13 protein-coding genes are annotated in these 13,107 nt (G+C 67.1%); 9 read left to right on the top strand and 4 right to left on the bottom strand.

The window, feature by feature from the left end; genetic code table 11:
* Positions 1 to 64 precede the first annotated feature (64 nt).
* Genes J2W36_RS07390 through J2W36_RS07380 form a run of 3 tightly spaced genes read left to right on the top strand, consistent with a single transcriptional unit; the run spans position 65 to position 3,634 of the window.
* Positions 65 to 940: a branched-chain amino acid ABC transporter permease gene (locus J2W36_RS07390; RefSeq protein ID WP_307689051.1), complete on the top strand. Its 876-nt coding sequence runs from the start codon at positions 65 to 67 to the stop codon at positions 938 to 940.
* Between the two features lie 25 nt (positions 941 to 965).
* Positions 966 to 2,897 (top strand): branched-chain amino acid ABC transporter ATP-binding protein/permease, encoded by a 1,932-nt coding sequence (locus tag J2W36_RS07385; protein WP_307689215.1) that lies wholly within the window; start codon positions 966 to 968, stop codon positions 2,895 to 2,897.
* A gap of 14 nt (positions 2,898 to 2,911) precedes the next feature.
* Positions 2,912 to 3,634 carry an ABC transporter ATP-binding protein gene (locus J2W36_RS07380; protein WP_307689050.1) on the top strand — a complete coding sequence of 241 codons (723 nt, stop codon included), beginning with the start codon at positions 2,912 to 2,914 and terminating at the stop codon, positions 3,632 to 3,634.
* 12 nt (positions 3,635 to 3,646) lie between these two features.
* Here the strand turns inward: J2W36_RS07380 and J2W36_RS07375 are convergent, their stop codons facing one another.
* The gene (locus J2W36_RS07375; RefSeq protein ID WP_307689049.1) at positions 3,647 to 5,107 is read right to left on the bottom strand and encodes an MDR family MFS transporter; all 1,461 of its coding nucleotides are present in this window, start codon (positions 5,105 to 5,107) and stop codon (positions 3,647 to 3,649) included.
* 90 nt (positions 5,108 to 5,197) lie between these two features.
* On the opposite strand from J2W36_RS07375, the gene J2W36_RS07370 reads away from it, so the two are divergent.
* Positions 5,198 to 6,166, top strand: a complete 969-nt coding sequence (locus J2W36_RS07370) for a LysR family transcriptional regulator (protein WP_307689048.1) — start codon at positions 5,198 to 5,200, stop codon at positions 6,164 to 6,166.
* A gap of 34 nt (positions 6,167 to 6,200) precedes the next feature.
* Here the strand turns inward: J2W36_RS07370 and J2W36_RS07365 are convergent, their stop codons facing one another.
* On the bottom strand, positions 6,201 to 6,419 hold the full coding sequence (locus J2W36_RS07365; RefSeq protein ID WP_307689047.1) for a hypothetical protein: 219 nt from the start codon (positions 6,417 to 6,419) through the stop codon (positions 6,201 to 6,203).
* A 141-nt stretch (positions 6,420 to 6,560) separates the two neighbouring features.
* On the opposite strand from J2W36_RS07365, the gene J2W36_RS07360 reads away from it, so the two are divergent.
* The 3 genes from J2W36_RS07360 (at position 6,561) to J2W36_RS07350 (ending at position 8,863) form a co-directional block, all read left to right on the top strand.
* Positions 6,561 to 7,496 (top strand): M14 family metallopeptidase, encoded by a 936-nt coding sequence (locus J2W36_RS07360; protein ID WP_307689046.1) that lies wholly within the window; start codon positions 6,561 to 6,563, stop codon positions 7,494 to 7,496.
* Between the two features lie 7 nt (positions 7,497 to 7,503).
* The gene (locus tag J2W36_RS07355) at positions 7,504 to 7,881 is read left to right on the top strand and encodes a DoxX family protein (RefSeq protein ID WP_307689045.1); all 378 of its coding nucleotides are present in this window, start codon (positions 7,504 to 7,506) and stop codon (positions 7,879 to 7,881) included.
* 67 nt (positions 7,882 to 7,948) lie between these two features.
* Entirely contained in the window at positions 7,949 to 8,863 is a 915-nt protein-coding gene (locus J2W36_RS07350) for a protein NO VEIN domain-containing protein (RefSeq protein WP_307689044.1), read from the top strand.
* Here the strand turns inward: J2W36_RS07350 and J2W36_RS07345 are convergent.
* Entirely contained in the window at positions 8,809 to 9,843 is a 1,035-nt protein-coding gene (locus tag J2W36_RS07345; RefSeq protein ID WP_307689043.1) for a LysR family transcriptional regulator, read from the bottom strand. The two genes, J2W36_RS07350 and J2W36_RS07345, sit on opposite strands and share 55 nt — an antisense overlap.
* 100 nt (positions 9,844 to 9,943) lie before the next feature.
* Here J2W36_RS07345 and J2W36_RS07340 point away from each other — a divergent pair, with 100 nt between their 5' ends.
* On the top strand, positions 9,944 to 11,161 hold the full coding sequence (locus tag J2W36_RS07340; protein WP_307689042.1) for an MFS transporter: 1,218 nt from the start codon (positions 9,944 to 9,946) through the stop codon (positions 11,159 to 11,161).
* A 12-nt stretch (positions 11,162 to 11,173) separates the two neighbouring features.
* On the opposite strand, the gene J2W36_RS07335 is transcribed toward J2W36_RS07340, so the two are convergent.
* The gene (locus J2W36_RS07335) at positions 11,174 to 12,082 is read right to left on the bottom strand and encodes a peptidoglycan DD-metalloendopeptidase family protein (protein WP_307689041.1); all 909 of its coding nucleotides are present in this window, start codon (positions 12,080 to 12,082) and stop codon (positions 11,174 to 11,176) included.
* 188 nt (positions 12,083 to 12,270) lie between these two features.
* Here J2W36_RS07335 and J2W36_RS07330 point away from each other — a divergent pair, with 188 nt between their 5' ends.
* On the top strand, positions 12,271 to 13,065 hold the full coding sequence (locus tag J2W36_RS07330) for an alpha/beta fold hydrolase (RefSeq protein WP_307689040.1): 795 nt from the start codon (positions 12,271 to 12,273) through the stop codon (positions 13,063 to 13,065).
* Positions 13,066 to 13,107: the final 42 nt, after the last annotated feature.

The raw sequence follows: 13,107 nt of genomic DNA, 5'->3' as shown, positions 1-13,107 counted from the left end.
CGGCGCGCGTGTTTTGCGCCGTGCGCCCCTTTTTCTTTTGCGACCCACGCCCTCGAGAGACGTCATGCAAATCCTGACCCAACTCATCTTCAGCGGCATTGCGCTGGGAATGATCTATGCGGTGATCGCGTTCGGCTACCAGCTGACTTTCGCAACCTCCGACACCCTCAACTTCGGGCAGGGCGATGCGCTGATGCTCGGCGCGCTGGTCGGGCTCACGCTGGTCGGCCTGGGCGTCAACTACTGGCTGATGATTCCGCTGGTGTGTCTCTTCGGCGCGTTCCAGGGCGCGGTGGTCGAGCGCATCGGTGTGCGGCCGGCGATCAAGATCAAGAGCGAGTTCGGCTGGATCATGTCGACGATTGCGCTGGGCATCATCTTCAAGAACGTGGCCGAGAACGTGTGGGGTCGGGACGACCTGAAGTTCCCGTCGCCGCTGCCGGAGTCGCCGCTGAAGTTCCTCGGCGCCAACGTACTGCCCATGGAAATCCTGGTGGTGGTCGGCGCGCTCCTGATGATGCTGGCGGTCGAGCTGTTCAACCGGCGTTCGATCTACGGCAAGGCCGTGGTCGCGACCTTCAACGACCGTGATGCCGCCAAGCTGATGGGCATCAATACGGGGCTGGTCATCACGTTTTCCTATGCGTTGTCGTCGATGACGGCGGCGTTCGCGGGCGTGCTCATTGCACCGCTGACGCTCACCGGCGCGACCATGGGCGCGGTGCTCGGCTTGAAGGCCTTTGCAGTGGCCATCATCGGCGGGCTGACCAGCGGCATGGGCATCGTGGTGGGCGGCATCATCCTGGGCATTGCGGAGACGACCACCGGCTTCTACCTGAGCACGGGGTACAAGGATGTGCCGGGCCTGGTGCTGCTGCTCATCGTGCTGGCCGTGCGGCCGGCGGGCCTGTTCGGCAAGACTGCCATCAAGAAGGTGTGACGACGTGGCATTGCAATCCGAAAAAATGAAGACCAGCCATCTGCTGCTGGCCATCGCGGGCGTCGCTGCGCTGCTGCTTTTCCCGATCGGCATCGACAACCCGTACTACATCCACCTGCTCGAGACCATCATGATCTACGCGATCGTGCTGTTCGGGCTGGACATCGTGGTCGGCTACACGGGGCAGGTGTCCCTGGGGCATGCCGGTCTGTTCGGCCTGGGCGCCTACGCGGCTGGCGTGCTGGTGTTCAAGCTGGCGGCGCCGTTCTGGATCACCGTGCCGGTGGCGATCCTGTTCACGGCGGGCTTCGGCGCCTTGCTGGCATTGCCGGCGCTGCGTGTGTCGGGGCCCTACCTGGCCATGGTCACGCTGGCCTTCGGCACCATCATCCAGATCCTCATCAACGAGATGAGCTTCCTGACCGAAGGCCCGATGGGCATCAAGCTCGACAAGCCTTCGCTGCTCGGTCACAAGCTCGACGAACGCGAGTTCTACTGGGTGGTCGTGGTGCTGATGGTGCTGGCGTTGGTGGTGGTGCATCGTATCCTGCGCTCGCACCTGGGCCGCGCATTCGAGGCGCTGCGCGGCAGCCCGGTGGCGTCGGACTGCATGGGCGTTTCGGTGTACCGCTACAAGGTGTACGCCTTTGTGATCAGCGCAGGCTTTGCCGGGCTGGCAGGCTGCCTCTACGCCTATTCCGAGCAATACATCTCGCCCAACTCGTACAACTTCGAGCTGACGGTGCTGTTCCTGCTGGCCGTCATCATGGGCGGGCGCAAGAGCCGCATCGGCTCGCTGCTGGGCGCAGCCATCATCGTGCTGCTGCCCAAGCTGCTGGACGACGTGGTGCTGTTTCGCTATGTCTCGGTGGTCCTGGCGGTGCTGGTGCTGGTCACCGCGGCGGTCGCCATCCGGCGCGAACGGGCCACGCCGGCGCAGATGGCCATTCCCGTGGTCGGCAGCATTGCGCTGGCCGCGCTCGCGTTCTGGCTGGACACGATGACCGACTGGCGTCTGTCGATCTTCGGCGTGATCATGCTGTTCGTCGTTTACTACCTGCAGGACGGCATCGTCGGTTTCGTGCGCAAGGCCTTCAACATGCGCCGGCCGGTGGTGCAGTTGCCGCCGACCGTCGAGGGTGTGGCGCCGACCGATGCGGTCGCCACCGCCGCCCATGCAGGGGGCAGCGCCGAAGTGCTGCAGGCCAGCGGTGTGCTGATGCAGTTCGGTGGGCTCAAGGCGCTCAACAACGTCGACCTGAGCATCCGTCGCGGCACCATCCACGGCCTGATCGGGCCGAACGGCTCGGGCAAGAGCACGATGATGAACGTGCTCACGGGCATCTACGTGCCGACGGCGGGCGCCATCAGTTTCGCGGGCCGCTCGCTGGTCGGGCGCACGTCGTCTGACATTGCGCTGTCGGGCATTGCACGCACCTTCCAGAACGTGCAGCTCTTCGGCGAAATGACCGCGTTGCAGAACGTGCAGGTGGGCCTGCACCATACCTTTGCGAGCAACCTGTTCGACGTGGCCGTGCACACGCCACGCTACCGGCGCGAGAGCGACGCGGCGGTCAGCCGGGCGCTCGGGCTGCTGAATTTCGTGGGGTTGGGCGAGTTCGTGGCCGAAGAGGCACGCAACCTGCCCTATGGCAAGCAGCGGCTGCTGGAGATTGCGCGTGCGCTGGCGCTCGACCCGCAACTGCTGCTGCTCGACGAGCCCGCGGCCGGCCTGACGGCACCGGACATCAAGGAGCTGATCGCGATCATCCGCAAGATCCGCGACCACGGCATCACCGTGATCCTGATCGAGCACCACATGGATGTGGTGATGAGCATGTGCGACACCGTCTCGGTGCTCGACTTCGGCCAGAAGATCGCCGAGGGCGAGCCGGCGAAAGTGCAGGCCGACGAGAAAGTGATCGAAGCCTATCTCGGTGGCAGCACCGCGACCTGATCAGAAAGCCACACATGCTGACCATCCACAATCTATCGGCCGGCTACGGCAAGGTGCAGGTGCTGCACGGCATCTCGATCGAAGTGCCGCGCGGCAAGGTCGTCACCCTCATCGGCTCCAATGGCGCGGGCAAGACGACCACCATGCGTGCGGTCTCCGGCATGATCGCGCCGACGGCCGGCGAGATCACGCTCAACGGCAAGCGCATCGACGGCCTGGAGAGCTATCACATCGCCAAGCTGGGCCTGGCGCACTCGCCCGAGGGGCGGCGCGTATTCGCCACCATGACCGTCACCGACAACCTGACGCTCGGCGCCTTTCCCCGGCTGACGGGCAGCCGCCCGCGCGGCGACGTGGCCGGCGACCTGGAGCGCGCGCTGGAGTTGTTCCCCCGCCTGAAGGAGCGGCGCACCCAGCTGGCCGGCACGCTGTCCGGGGGCGAGCAGCAGATGCTCGCCATGGCGCGTGCCGTCATGCTCAACCCCGAGGTGGTGCTGCTCGACGAGCCTTCGATGGGGCTGGCGCCCATCCTGGTGGCCGAAGTGTTCCGCATCATCGAGCGCCTGAAAAGCGAGGGCGTGACGATGCTGCTGGTCGAGCAGTTCGCCGCCGCCGCATTGGGCGTGGCCGACTATGGCTATGTGCTGGAGAACGGGAAGATCTCGCTGCACGGGCCGGCTGAAAAGCTGCGCAGCGATCCGGCGGTGAAGGCAGCGTACCTGGGCGGCGGGCACTGAGGTTGCCCGGCCTCAGGCTACCTGCCTGGGGGCCGATGCCGTCGACGCCATTGCTGACACCGGCCGCAGATCGACCGGCAACCAGCGGCAGGCCAGCAGCGCCACGACGCTCACGCCCGCCGCGCAGACAAACACCCACTGAAGCGGCGCCACGCCTGCCGCGATCCGCAGTTGCAGCAGCGACGCCAGCAGCGCGACGCCGACCGCACCGCCCAGGTTGCGCAGCATCACTGGCGTGGCGGTGGCAATGCCCAGCTGCGTCTGCGGTGCGCTGCGTTGGGACACGACGCTGACGATCGGGAACAGCAGGCCCAAGCCGAAGCCCAGGGGTGCCAGGCAGGCGGAGAGGGCCAAGGGCGCATCCTCCAGGAAGTGCAACGCCAGCGCCAGCAGCGCGAAACCCAACACCATCAGCCCCGAGGCGGCGATGGCCAGCTGGCGTGGCGGCTTGCGGGCGCGCAGCAGCTTGCCGCTGGTGATGGCTGCGAGTGTCATGCCCGCCATCAGCGGCAGCAGGTACCAGGCGGCAGCGGTCGGGCTCAGATGGCGGGCGATCTGCAGGTGCTGCGGCAAAAACACCACGGCGGCATACAAGGCCACGCCGGTGGCGGTGCTGAGCAGCGCGGCTGCCGCGTAGTCGGCGCGCCCAAACAGCGACAGCGGCAGCAGCGGATGCACCGCCCGGTGCTGACGCCACAGGAAAGCCGTGCCAGCCACGGCTGCTGTGACGCCCAGCAGCCAGCTCGATGCGCTTTTTGGCAGATCGAGGCGGTCGTGCTGGGTGGCCAGCAGCAGCGCGACGAGCGACACGGCCATCAGCAGGCAGCCCAGGCTGTCCACCGTCGGCCGTTCGGCGGCGGGGTGTGCCGCCGGCCTGCGAGGCGGCAGCGTTGCGGCCAGCACGGCGAAGGCCACAAGCCCGAGCGGCACGTTGACCGAAAACGCCCAACGCCACGACAGATGCTGCGTAAGCCAACCGCCGGCCAGCGGCCCGAACATCGTCGCGATGCCATACGCTGCACCCAGCAGCGCCTGGTAGCGTCCGCGTTCCTGCAGTGAGAACATGTCGGCCACCACCAGCATCGTCAGCGTCATCAGCCCGCCGCCGCCTGCGCCCTGCAGCGTTCGGGCGAGCACCAGTTGCAGCAGGTTCTGGCTGAGCGCGCAGGCCAGGGAGCCGAGCACGAACAGGCCGATCGAGAACAGCAGCATCGGCTTGCGACCGAACAGATCTGCCAGCCGGCCGTAGAGCAGGATGACCACCGTGGCGGCCAGCAGGTAGGACGAGAAGGCCCATGCCAGCGGCAGGTGCCCAGGCAGCTCGCGCGACATGACGGGGAGGGCGGTCGACAGGACCGTCTGGTCGAGTGCGGCCAGCACGAGGATGAGCATCAGCATCGCCATGACCGGTCGGATGGAAGTAAAGGTGGAGGCCGGGGCGCAAGCGTCGGGCGCAGGGACGGACAATGACATGGGGGTAGGCACCGAGTGAATCTGGCGCGCAGTGTCTGGCGGGGCCATTGTTTCGTCCAGTGCAATATTTTCAATATATGATTTCGTTCGATGAAATCGTACGACCTCAACCTGCTGGTAGCCCTGGATGCCTTGCTCGCAACCTGCAGCGTGACAAAGGCGGCCGAACAACTGAACCTGAGCACGCCAGCCATGAGCCACACGCTCGCGCGCATCCGCGATGTGTTCGACGACGCCATCCTGGTGCGGGCCGGACGCGCCCTGGTTCCCACGCCGCGCGCGCTGGCGTTGGCAGCGCCGGTGCGTCAGTTGCTGGCCGAGGCCCAGACCTTGCGCGCGCCTGTCGACGCTCAAAACCTGGCCGCTCTGGAGCGACGCTTCGTGGTGCGCGCGCCCGAAGGCGTGGCCGTGGTGTTCGGCGCAGCGCTGTCGCACGCGCTCGAACAACACATGCCACTGGCAACGCTGCAGTTCCTGCCGGAAACACACGATGACGCGAGCGGACTGCGCGAAGGGCGCATCGATCTGGACGTGGGGAGTTTTCGCAACGGCGATCCGGAAACCGAAGCGCTGGTGCTGTCGCAGCAATCGCTCGTCGGTGCGGTGCGCGACGCGCATCCGTTCCTCGCCGGACGCGCGGGCAAGCGGACGATGTCGATCGAACGTTTTGCCCAGGCGCGCCATGTGAGCGTGACGCTGCGCCCGGGCGAGACCTCGTCGGTGGACGCTGCCCTGGCCGGGCACGGGCTGTCGCGCCGTGTGGTGCTGCGCGTGCCCAGTACGTTTTCGTCGGTGTGCGCTGCGTCACGCACCGACCTGGTGGCCTGCGTGCCGGAGCGCATGGCGCGCAACATGGCCGCGAGCATGGGCCTGGAAATCTTCGCGTTGCCTGTCGAGGTGGCGGCACAGGCGATGCGCATGGCATGGCACCCGCGCTTTCATGCCGATCCGGCGCATGTCTGGCTGCGCGAAAATTTTCAGCGCGTGCTCAACGATCCGCACTGGATTTCGCCCTCGATGGCAGCGCTGACCGACGGCGCCCGGCGCAAGGTGCACTGACGCGCGCCGCGCCGCGGGCCGGCCGGCCCTGCGTTCAGTCCTTGAGCTTGATCTTTCCTGCTTCCAGATACTCTTCGTACTGCATGCGGGGGATGGCGGTGAGCCCGAGCACGCCGCTTTCCGCTTCCCAGCTCAGCGTGGCGCTGTCGGGGGCGAGATTGACCTCCACGGTCGTGCCCAAGGGGATGGCGATGGGGACACCATCGCCCGGGGTATAGGTGACGGCACCGACGATCGTTGCAAATTGGGGCATGGCGGGACTTCCTCTCTAGGGTGGAGACGACCGCTGCCGGCCATCCGATGGCGCATATTAGATGACACGCGTGTCTGGCAGGCGGTGTCGATGTGTAGCAAACTCGTTCGTTCCATCGTTGCTTGCGCCTGTTGCCCCGTCATGACCCAGAATCTTCCCGCTTTCGAAATCCTTCCCCGCGATCTGTCTGCCTACCGCGAAGGCAATGTCGGCATCGACTACGTGCATCGCTTCGAATCCGGCAAGCCGGGTCCGCACGTGCTGATCAGTGCGCTCACGCACGGCAACGAGATCTGCGGCATGGTCGCCGCCACGCACCTGCTCGACACCGGCGTGCGCCCGAAGATCGGCACGCTCACCGTCTGCTTCTCCAATGTCGAGGCCTACGAGTCGTTCAACGAGGCACAGCCCTTCGAGAGCCGCCAGCTGGTGCACAACATGAACCGCATCTGGTCGGCCGAACTGCTCGACGGCGGCGAAGACAGCCCGGAGCTGCGTCGCGCCCGCGTGCTGCGCCCGGTCATCGACGCGGCCGACTACATCCTGGACATCCATTCGACGAGCCAGGACGTGGTGCCGTTCTGGGTCTACCCGGCGTATGACCGCAATGCGCAGGTGGCCTTGGCCATCGGTCGGCCGCCGGTGCATCTGGTCATGCCCAGCGGCCTGGGTTCGGGCACGCCGCTGATCCAGTATGGCCACCATGGCGACCCGGCGGGCCACGGCGCGGCGATGGTGGTCGAGTGCGGCCAGCATTTCAAGCGCTCGGCGGCTGAACTCGCGACCGCGGTGACGCTCGACTTTCTCGCGCACTTCGGCCTGATCGACCAGGAGCCGGCCGCCGCCGCTCCGCCGGCACAACGCCGCTTCGAATTGCTGGAGACGCACATGGTCAAGTCGGCGGACTTCAGCTTCACGCGACCGCTGGTCGGCTTCGAGACCTTTGCCAAGGGGGAGCTCATCGCGAACAACGGCGGCGAGGAAATTCGCTCACCCTGCGACGACTGCACCATCTTCATGCCCACGCGCGCGCCGATCGTCGGGCGGGAAGCCGTGTACCTCACCCGGCCGCTCTGAGCCGCCCATGAGCCGCTGGCGTCTCGCGGGCCTGGGGTTCGTGTTCCTCTGGTTCTTCATCGGGGGCATCGCGCATTTCGCGCTGACCGAGACCGAGATGCGCATCGTGCCGCCCTACATCGCCTGGCCGCGCGAGGCGGTGCTGGTCAGCGGCGTGTTCGAGCTCGTCGGTGCGATGGGCCTGCTGTGGCGCAAGACCCGCCGCGCCGCCGGCTGGGGCCTGTTCGTGTTGACGCTGGCGGTGACGCCGGCGCACTTCTACATGCTGCAGCAGCCCGAGCGCTTTGCATCGGTGCCCTGGTGGGCGCTGGTGGCGCGGCTGCCGCTGCAGGTGGCGCTGCTGGCATTGATCGTCTGGAGCACCACGCCGCAGCGTCGCGGCTGAGCGTGGCAGCGACGGCCGGAAGTCGCGGCATACTTCGAGCGATCACAACTCAGTTCAATCGCGCCGAATGGAAAAAGAAGTCGTCCCCGCCGTTTTGTCGGTCATCAATGAAAAGCGCCTGTTGGGCGACAAGCGCACGCCCGTCGAGATCATTTCCAAGATGGGCGTTTTCGATGCACGCCAGAAAGCGTCCGATTCGGCCTGGCTGGCGACGGGCGACAACATCATTGCCACCATCTGGGCCGAGTTCGTGAGCATCGGTGCCGGTGGGCGGTGGTTCTGCCTGGAGTCGCTTGACGCGTCGCGTCGCGCCGACGGTGGTGAGCGCAGCGCGCTGCAGTTGCAGCGTGCCAAGGACCGGATCGCCTTGCTCAAACGTGCCATGGACGCAGGGCAGGGCGTGCGCGCCGTGCTGCAGACCAACCGGGTGGCCATTGCCGACCTGGAAACCGACAAGGCCGCCAAAGTGTCGGTGCGGGTGCCCGACGATGAGGAATGGCATGTCGCGCGCTGGGACGCCGACGAAAAGATCGCCGTGCTCGTGCGCGGCGCGCGCGGCTGGGTGCCGACGGACGAAGACCTGCAGGCGGGCCTTGCGCGCGGCAGTGTTCCCGCGCCAGAGCCCGAGGTCGTGATCGTGCAGTCGTCGCCGCAAGAAGCGCAGGCTGCCGCCGTCGCTTATCTGACCAAGCACTTCTCCAGCTACGGCTACAAGGCGGAGAACGTGAGCAGCCAGCAACTGGGCCACGACATCGAGGTGTTCGACAAGAAGGGCGCCACCCTGCTCAAGCTGGCGATCAAGGGCACCGCACCTGGCGTATCGACGTTCCAGCTGTCGAGTGAAGAGCGTGCGGGCGCCCAGCGCGGCGATCCGTGGCGTCTGGCCGTGGTGACCGATGCCACCACCCCCGCGGCGCAGCACAAGATCTACAAGCCGTCGGAAATCGGCAGCGTGCCTGGGCTGGAAGCGCTCCCCGGCTGACCGGTGCGGTCGGTGCTTTCTGCGCCTGCTGCGTGCAACGGGTTCCGGGTGTCCACGCCCTGCGGCAGGGCGTGGCGCATCAGATCAATGAAGCGCCTGAGTTTGGCGGGGTAGAAGCGCGCGTACGGATACACCAGATGGATCTGCAGCGGCGCGGCATGCCACCGCGGTACCAGGTGCAGCAGCCGGCCCTGCGCCAGATCGTCGGCGACCGCCCACGCCGACACCACGGCCACACCCAGGCCGAGCAGGGCCGCACTGCGGGTTGCATACAGGCTGTCGGTGCTCATGCGCGGGCGGATCGGTAGCCGGCAGCTCTCGCCGGTGATCGCATGGGTCAGCAGGATGTCGGTGCGGTAAAACGTGCGCAGCGCCAGCCATGGCAAGGCGGCCAGGTCGGTCGCGTGCTGTGGCGTCGGCTGGCCGGCGAGCAGCGAGGGCGCCGCCACCACGACGCGGGGCACCTCCGACAGCCTGATCGCCACCAGGGCCGGGTCGACGAGTTCGCCGACTTGAATGGCACAGTCGATGCCGTCGGCGATGAAGTCGGGCGCGCGGTCGTGCAGCAGCCATTCGACGGTCACGTGTGGATGAGCCCGCAAATAGTGCGCCAGCGGCCCGACCAGCATTTCCTGGCCGAAGGCGTGCGGCGCCACCACGCGCAGGGTGCCCTCGGGCTCTTCGCCGGCCCCGCGCAGATCGGACTCGAACACCTCCCAGTTGGCCAGCAGCGCCTTGGCGCGTTCGAAACAGCGTTCGCCGTCGTCGGTGAGCTTCATCGCATGGGTGGAGCGCTGGAGCAGGCGCATGCCCAGTGAGCGTTCGAGCGCCTGCAGACGTCGGCTGACCGTGGGCTGCGTCGCGCCCAGTTGAACGGCTGCGGCCGACAGGCTGCCGGCTTCCACGATGCGCACAAAGGTTTGCATCAACTCGATGCGGTCGGAGGCGCCGGGCAACGCCGAAAAGGCAGCTTTTGTCATGCGCTGAGCGTATAACAATTGTTCGGAGTTCGTGGCTACCGCCAGAGGCAATTGCCGCGCAGACTCACGCTCTTGTTCTGTTGATCGAGGGTTACTACCCATGAATACCATTCCCACCACGCATGCCAGTACGGACGCCCCGCAGCTGCCCGCGTCCCTCGTGCTGTTGCTGGCCAGCGCCGCTGGCCTGGCAGCCGCAGCGCTCTATTACAGCCAACCGATGCTGGGCATCCTGGGTGCAGACATCGGCGCGTCGGACCGCATGGTGGGTTTTGCACCCACGCTGACGCAGCTCGGCTATGCGCTGGGCATCCTGTTGATGGCACCGTTGGGCGACCGCTACGACCGCCGCAGCATCATCCTGATGAAGGCGGCGGCACTGTGCGCGGCGCTGGTGCTGGCGGGCGCTGCGCCATCGATCGGGGTGCTGCTGGTGGCGAGCCTGGCGATCGGCCTGGCCGCCACGCTGGCGCAGGACATCGTGCCTGCCGCTGCCGTGCTGGCACCCGAGGCGCACCGGGGCCGCATCGTCGGCACGGTGATGACCGGCCTGCTGCTGGGCATTCTGCTGTCGCGGGTGGTCAGCGGGTTCGTGGCCGAGCATTTCGGCTGGCGTTCGATGTTTTTCGCTGCAGCGGCGAGCATCGCCCTGATCGGCGCTGCGGCCTGGCGCGGTCTGCCGCGCTTCCGGCCGACCACGCAGCTGAGCTACGGCGCGCTGATGGGGTCGCTGGTCGGTTTGTGGCGGCGCCACGGCGCATTGCGCCGCGCGGCACTGGCGCAGGGGCTGCTTTCAGTCGGCTTCAGCGCGTTCTGGTCGACCCTGGCGGTGATGCTGCATGGCGCGCCCTTCCACCTGGGCAGCGCCGCAGCCGGCGCGTTCGGCCTGGCTGGCGCGGCCGGTGCGCTGGCTGCGCCCATCGCAGGGCGCATCGCCGATCGGCGCGGGCCGGAGCTGGTGACCCGCCTGGGCGTGGGGCTGGCCGCCGTCTCGTTCGCCGCGATGGCCTTCATGCCACTGCTGTCCACACACGCGCAGATCGTGCTGCTGGTGGCCACCGCCATTGGCTTCGACCTGGGCGTGCAGGCCACGCTGGTGTCGCACCAGAGCATCGTCTACAGCATCGATCCCGCTGCGCGCAGCCGGCTCAACGCGGTGCTGTTCGTGGGCATGTTCATCGGCATGGCCGCCGGTGCGGCGCTGGGCAGCCTGGCACTGGCGCAGTGGGGCTGGCGTGCGGTGGTGGTGCTGGCCACCGTGAGCGCGCTGGGTGCGCTGGCCGTCCGCCTGTGGCCGGGCGCGCGCCTGGCGCGCTAGGCAGCATCGGGCTCAGGCAGGCACGAACAGCGCCGGGTCCACCATCGTTCGGTTGAGCATCACGCCCCAGTGCAGGTGCGGCCCGGTCACGCGGCCGGTGGCGCCGACGGCGCAGAACCGGTCGCCCGTCTGCAGCATGTCGCCCACTTTCACGTCGATGGCGCTCAGGTGGCAGTACATCGTCAGCAGGCCGCGGCCGTGGTCGAGCCAGACGGTGCCGCCGTTGAAGAAGTAGTCGCCCGTGTCGATCACGCGGCCCGGCAGCGGGGCACGGATCGGCGTGCCGGTGCCTGCGGCGATGTCCATGCCGCTGTGTGGATTGCGCGACTGGCCGTTGAACACGCGACGCAGGCCGAAGGAACTCGAGCGCCGGCCGGGCACCGGTACCGCCATCTGGAGGTCGGCGGGCAGCGCCTCGGTGAAGGTCGCCATCACGCCCGCCTGGTGGTCGCGCTCGCGCTCGTAGCGCGCCTGATCGGCGGCCGACAGGTCGACCGTGCCCGGCGCCACCTTCAGGCGCTGCTCGCTGTAGCGCTTGGGGGCGATGGCGTAGGCGATGGATCTTTGGCTGCCACCGGCGTCACGCACCACGATGTGCGCATTGCCGACCGGCGCGGCCAGCGGAATGCCCACCAGCGCGGTCCATTCGATCGGGTCGCCGGTCACCAGCACGGGCACCTCGCCTTCGGTGTACGCGGCAGGGCGCGCAGCCGCCGGGCCGAGCGACAGCCGCACCACGCCGCCCGGCACCGCAGCGGCCTGCGGCCAGAGCATGGGCGTGGTCACGGGCGTTGCTGCATGGGCAGGCATCGCCGGCAGGAGCAGGGTGCCGAGCGCGCCGACCGCACCGAGCATGGCGGTGCGACGCTGGGACGCATGCGAGGAGAGGGGAGAAGAGACAAAAGAGTAGGGGGAAACCATCGGGTCAGTCTAGCGAGCGAGCGCGGGCGGCACCCTGTACGCAGCGTTGCAAGTGTGGGAACGAGAGCCGGGCGCGAGACGGTTCGCAGCGGACTTTGGAGTCACCCGCGCGACTCGTATCGGCTTGAGTCCTTATGGACAGCATTTCCGGTGGCGCCTAACGTCAAACACCCATCAAGGAAGAGCACATGCCCATCGCGCACCTCAACGGACAAGACCTCTATTTTGAAGACAGCGGTGGTGACGGCCCGGCTGTTATTTTTTCCCATGGCCTGCTGATGGACAGCAGCATGTTCGAGCCGCAGGTGGCTGCGTTGAAGTCGCGATACCGATGCATCGTGTGGGACGAGCGGGGCCATGGCCGAACTGCTACCGACACGTGCACACCTTTCACATACTACGACTCCGCGAACGACCTTGCTGCCTTGCTTGCGCACCTCGGCGTGCAGCGCGCCGTGCTCGCGGGCATGTCGCAGGGCGGATACCTCTCGTTGCGCTGTGCCCTGACCCATCCGGCACTGGTGCGCGCCCTGATACTGATCGACACGCAGGCGATGCTCGAAGACCCGGCGCAGATGCCGCATCATCAGGCGCTGGTGGAAGACTGGGTGACAAACGGGCTCAGCGACGCCAACGCTCAGGTGATCGAGCACATCATCCTCGGCGACGGATGGCCGGGCGCTGCACCATGGCACACGAAATGGAAGCAGACCCTCCCCGTCAACCTGCTGCAATGCTTCACGACATTGGCAGCACGCGACGACATCAGCGACCGCGTCCCGGAGATCGCGGTGCCCGCGCTGGTCGTTCATGGCGAGTCCGACCAGGCGATCGATTTGTCGCGTGCCATGGCCATGGCCAATGCATTGCCGAACGCGCATGTCGTCACTGTGCCCGGCGCGGGCCACGCAGCCAATCTGACGCATCCCACAGCAGTGAACCCGGCAATTGAGAAATTCCTGGCGTCACTGGACCGCGAGTGAATGCTGCCTTACCCACACCTCACGGAAAACCGCTGTTCGCCG

It is taken from the genome of Variovorax ginsengisoli (assembly GCF_030811835.1).
GTDB lineage: Bacteria > Pseudomonadota > Gammaproteobacteria > Burkholderiales > Burkholderiaceae_C > Variovorax > Variovorax ginsengisoli_C.
Note: the sequence above shows the minus strand (reverse complement) of the source record. Positions and strands in the feature narration are given on the sequence as shown.

Coding starts and splice junctions, on each gene's coding strand:
- J2W36_RS07390 (WP_307689051.1), top strand. CDS start 65: ATGCAAATCCTGACCCAACTCATCTTCAGCGGCATTGCGCTGGGAATG.
- J2W36_RS07385 (WP_307689215.1), top strand. CDS start 966: ATGAAGACCAGCCATCTGCTGCTGGCCATCGCGGGCGTCGCTGCGCTG.
- J2W36_RS07380 (WP_307689050.1), top strand. CDS start 2,912: ATGCTGACCATCCACAATCTATCGGCCGGCTACGGCAAGGTGCAGGTG.
- J2W36_RS07375 (WP_307689049.1), bottom strand. CDS start 5,107: ATGTCATTGTCCGTCCCTGCGCCCGACGCTTGCGCCCCGGCCTCCACC.
- J2W36_RS07370 (WP_307689048.1), top strand. CDS start 5,198: ATGAAATCGTACGACCTCAACCTGCTGGTAGCCCTGGATGCCTTGCTC.
- J2W36_RS07365 (WP_307689047.1), bottom strand. CDS start 6,419: ATGCCCCAATTTGCAACGATCGTCGGTGCCGTCACCTATACCCCGGGC.
- J2W36_RS07360 (WP_307689046.1), top strand. CDS start 6,561: ATGACCCAGAATCTTCCCGCTTTCGAAATCCTTCCCCGCGATCTGTCT.
- J2W36_RS07355 (WP_307689045.1), top strand. CDS start 7,504: ATGAGCCGCTGGCGTCTCGCGGGCCTGGGGTTCGTGTTCCTCTGGTTC.
- J2W36_RS07350 (WP_307689044.1), top strand. CDS start 7,949: ATGGAAAAAGAAGTCGTCCCCGCCGTTTTGTCGGTCATCAATGAAAAG.
- J2W36_RS07345 (WP_307689043.1), bottom strand. CDS start 9,843: ATGACAAAAGCTGCCTTTTCGGCGTTGCCCGGCGCCTCCGACCGCATC.
- J2W36_RS07340 (WP_307689042.1), top strand. CDS start 9,944: ATGAATACCATTCCCACCACGCATGCCAGTACGGACGCCCCGCAGCTG.
- J2W36_RS07335 (WP_307689041.1), bottom strand. CDS start 12,082: ATGGTTTCCCCCTACTCTTTTGTCTCTTCTCCCCTCTCCTCGCATGCG.
- J2W36_RS07330 (WP_307689040.1), top strand. CDS start 12,271: ATGCCCATCGCGCACCTCAACGGACAAGACCTCTATTTTGAAGACAGC.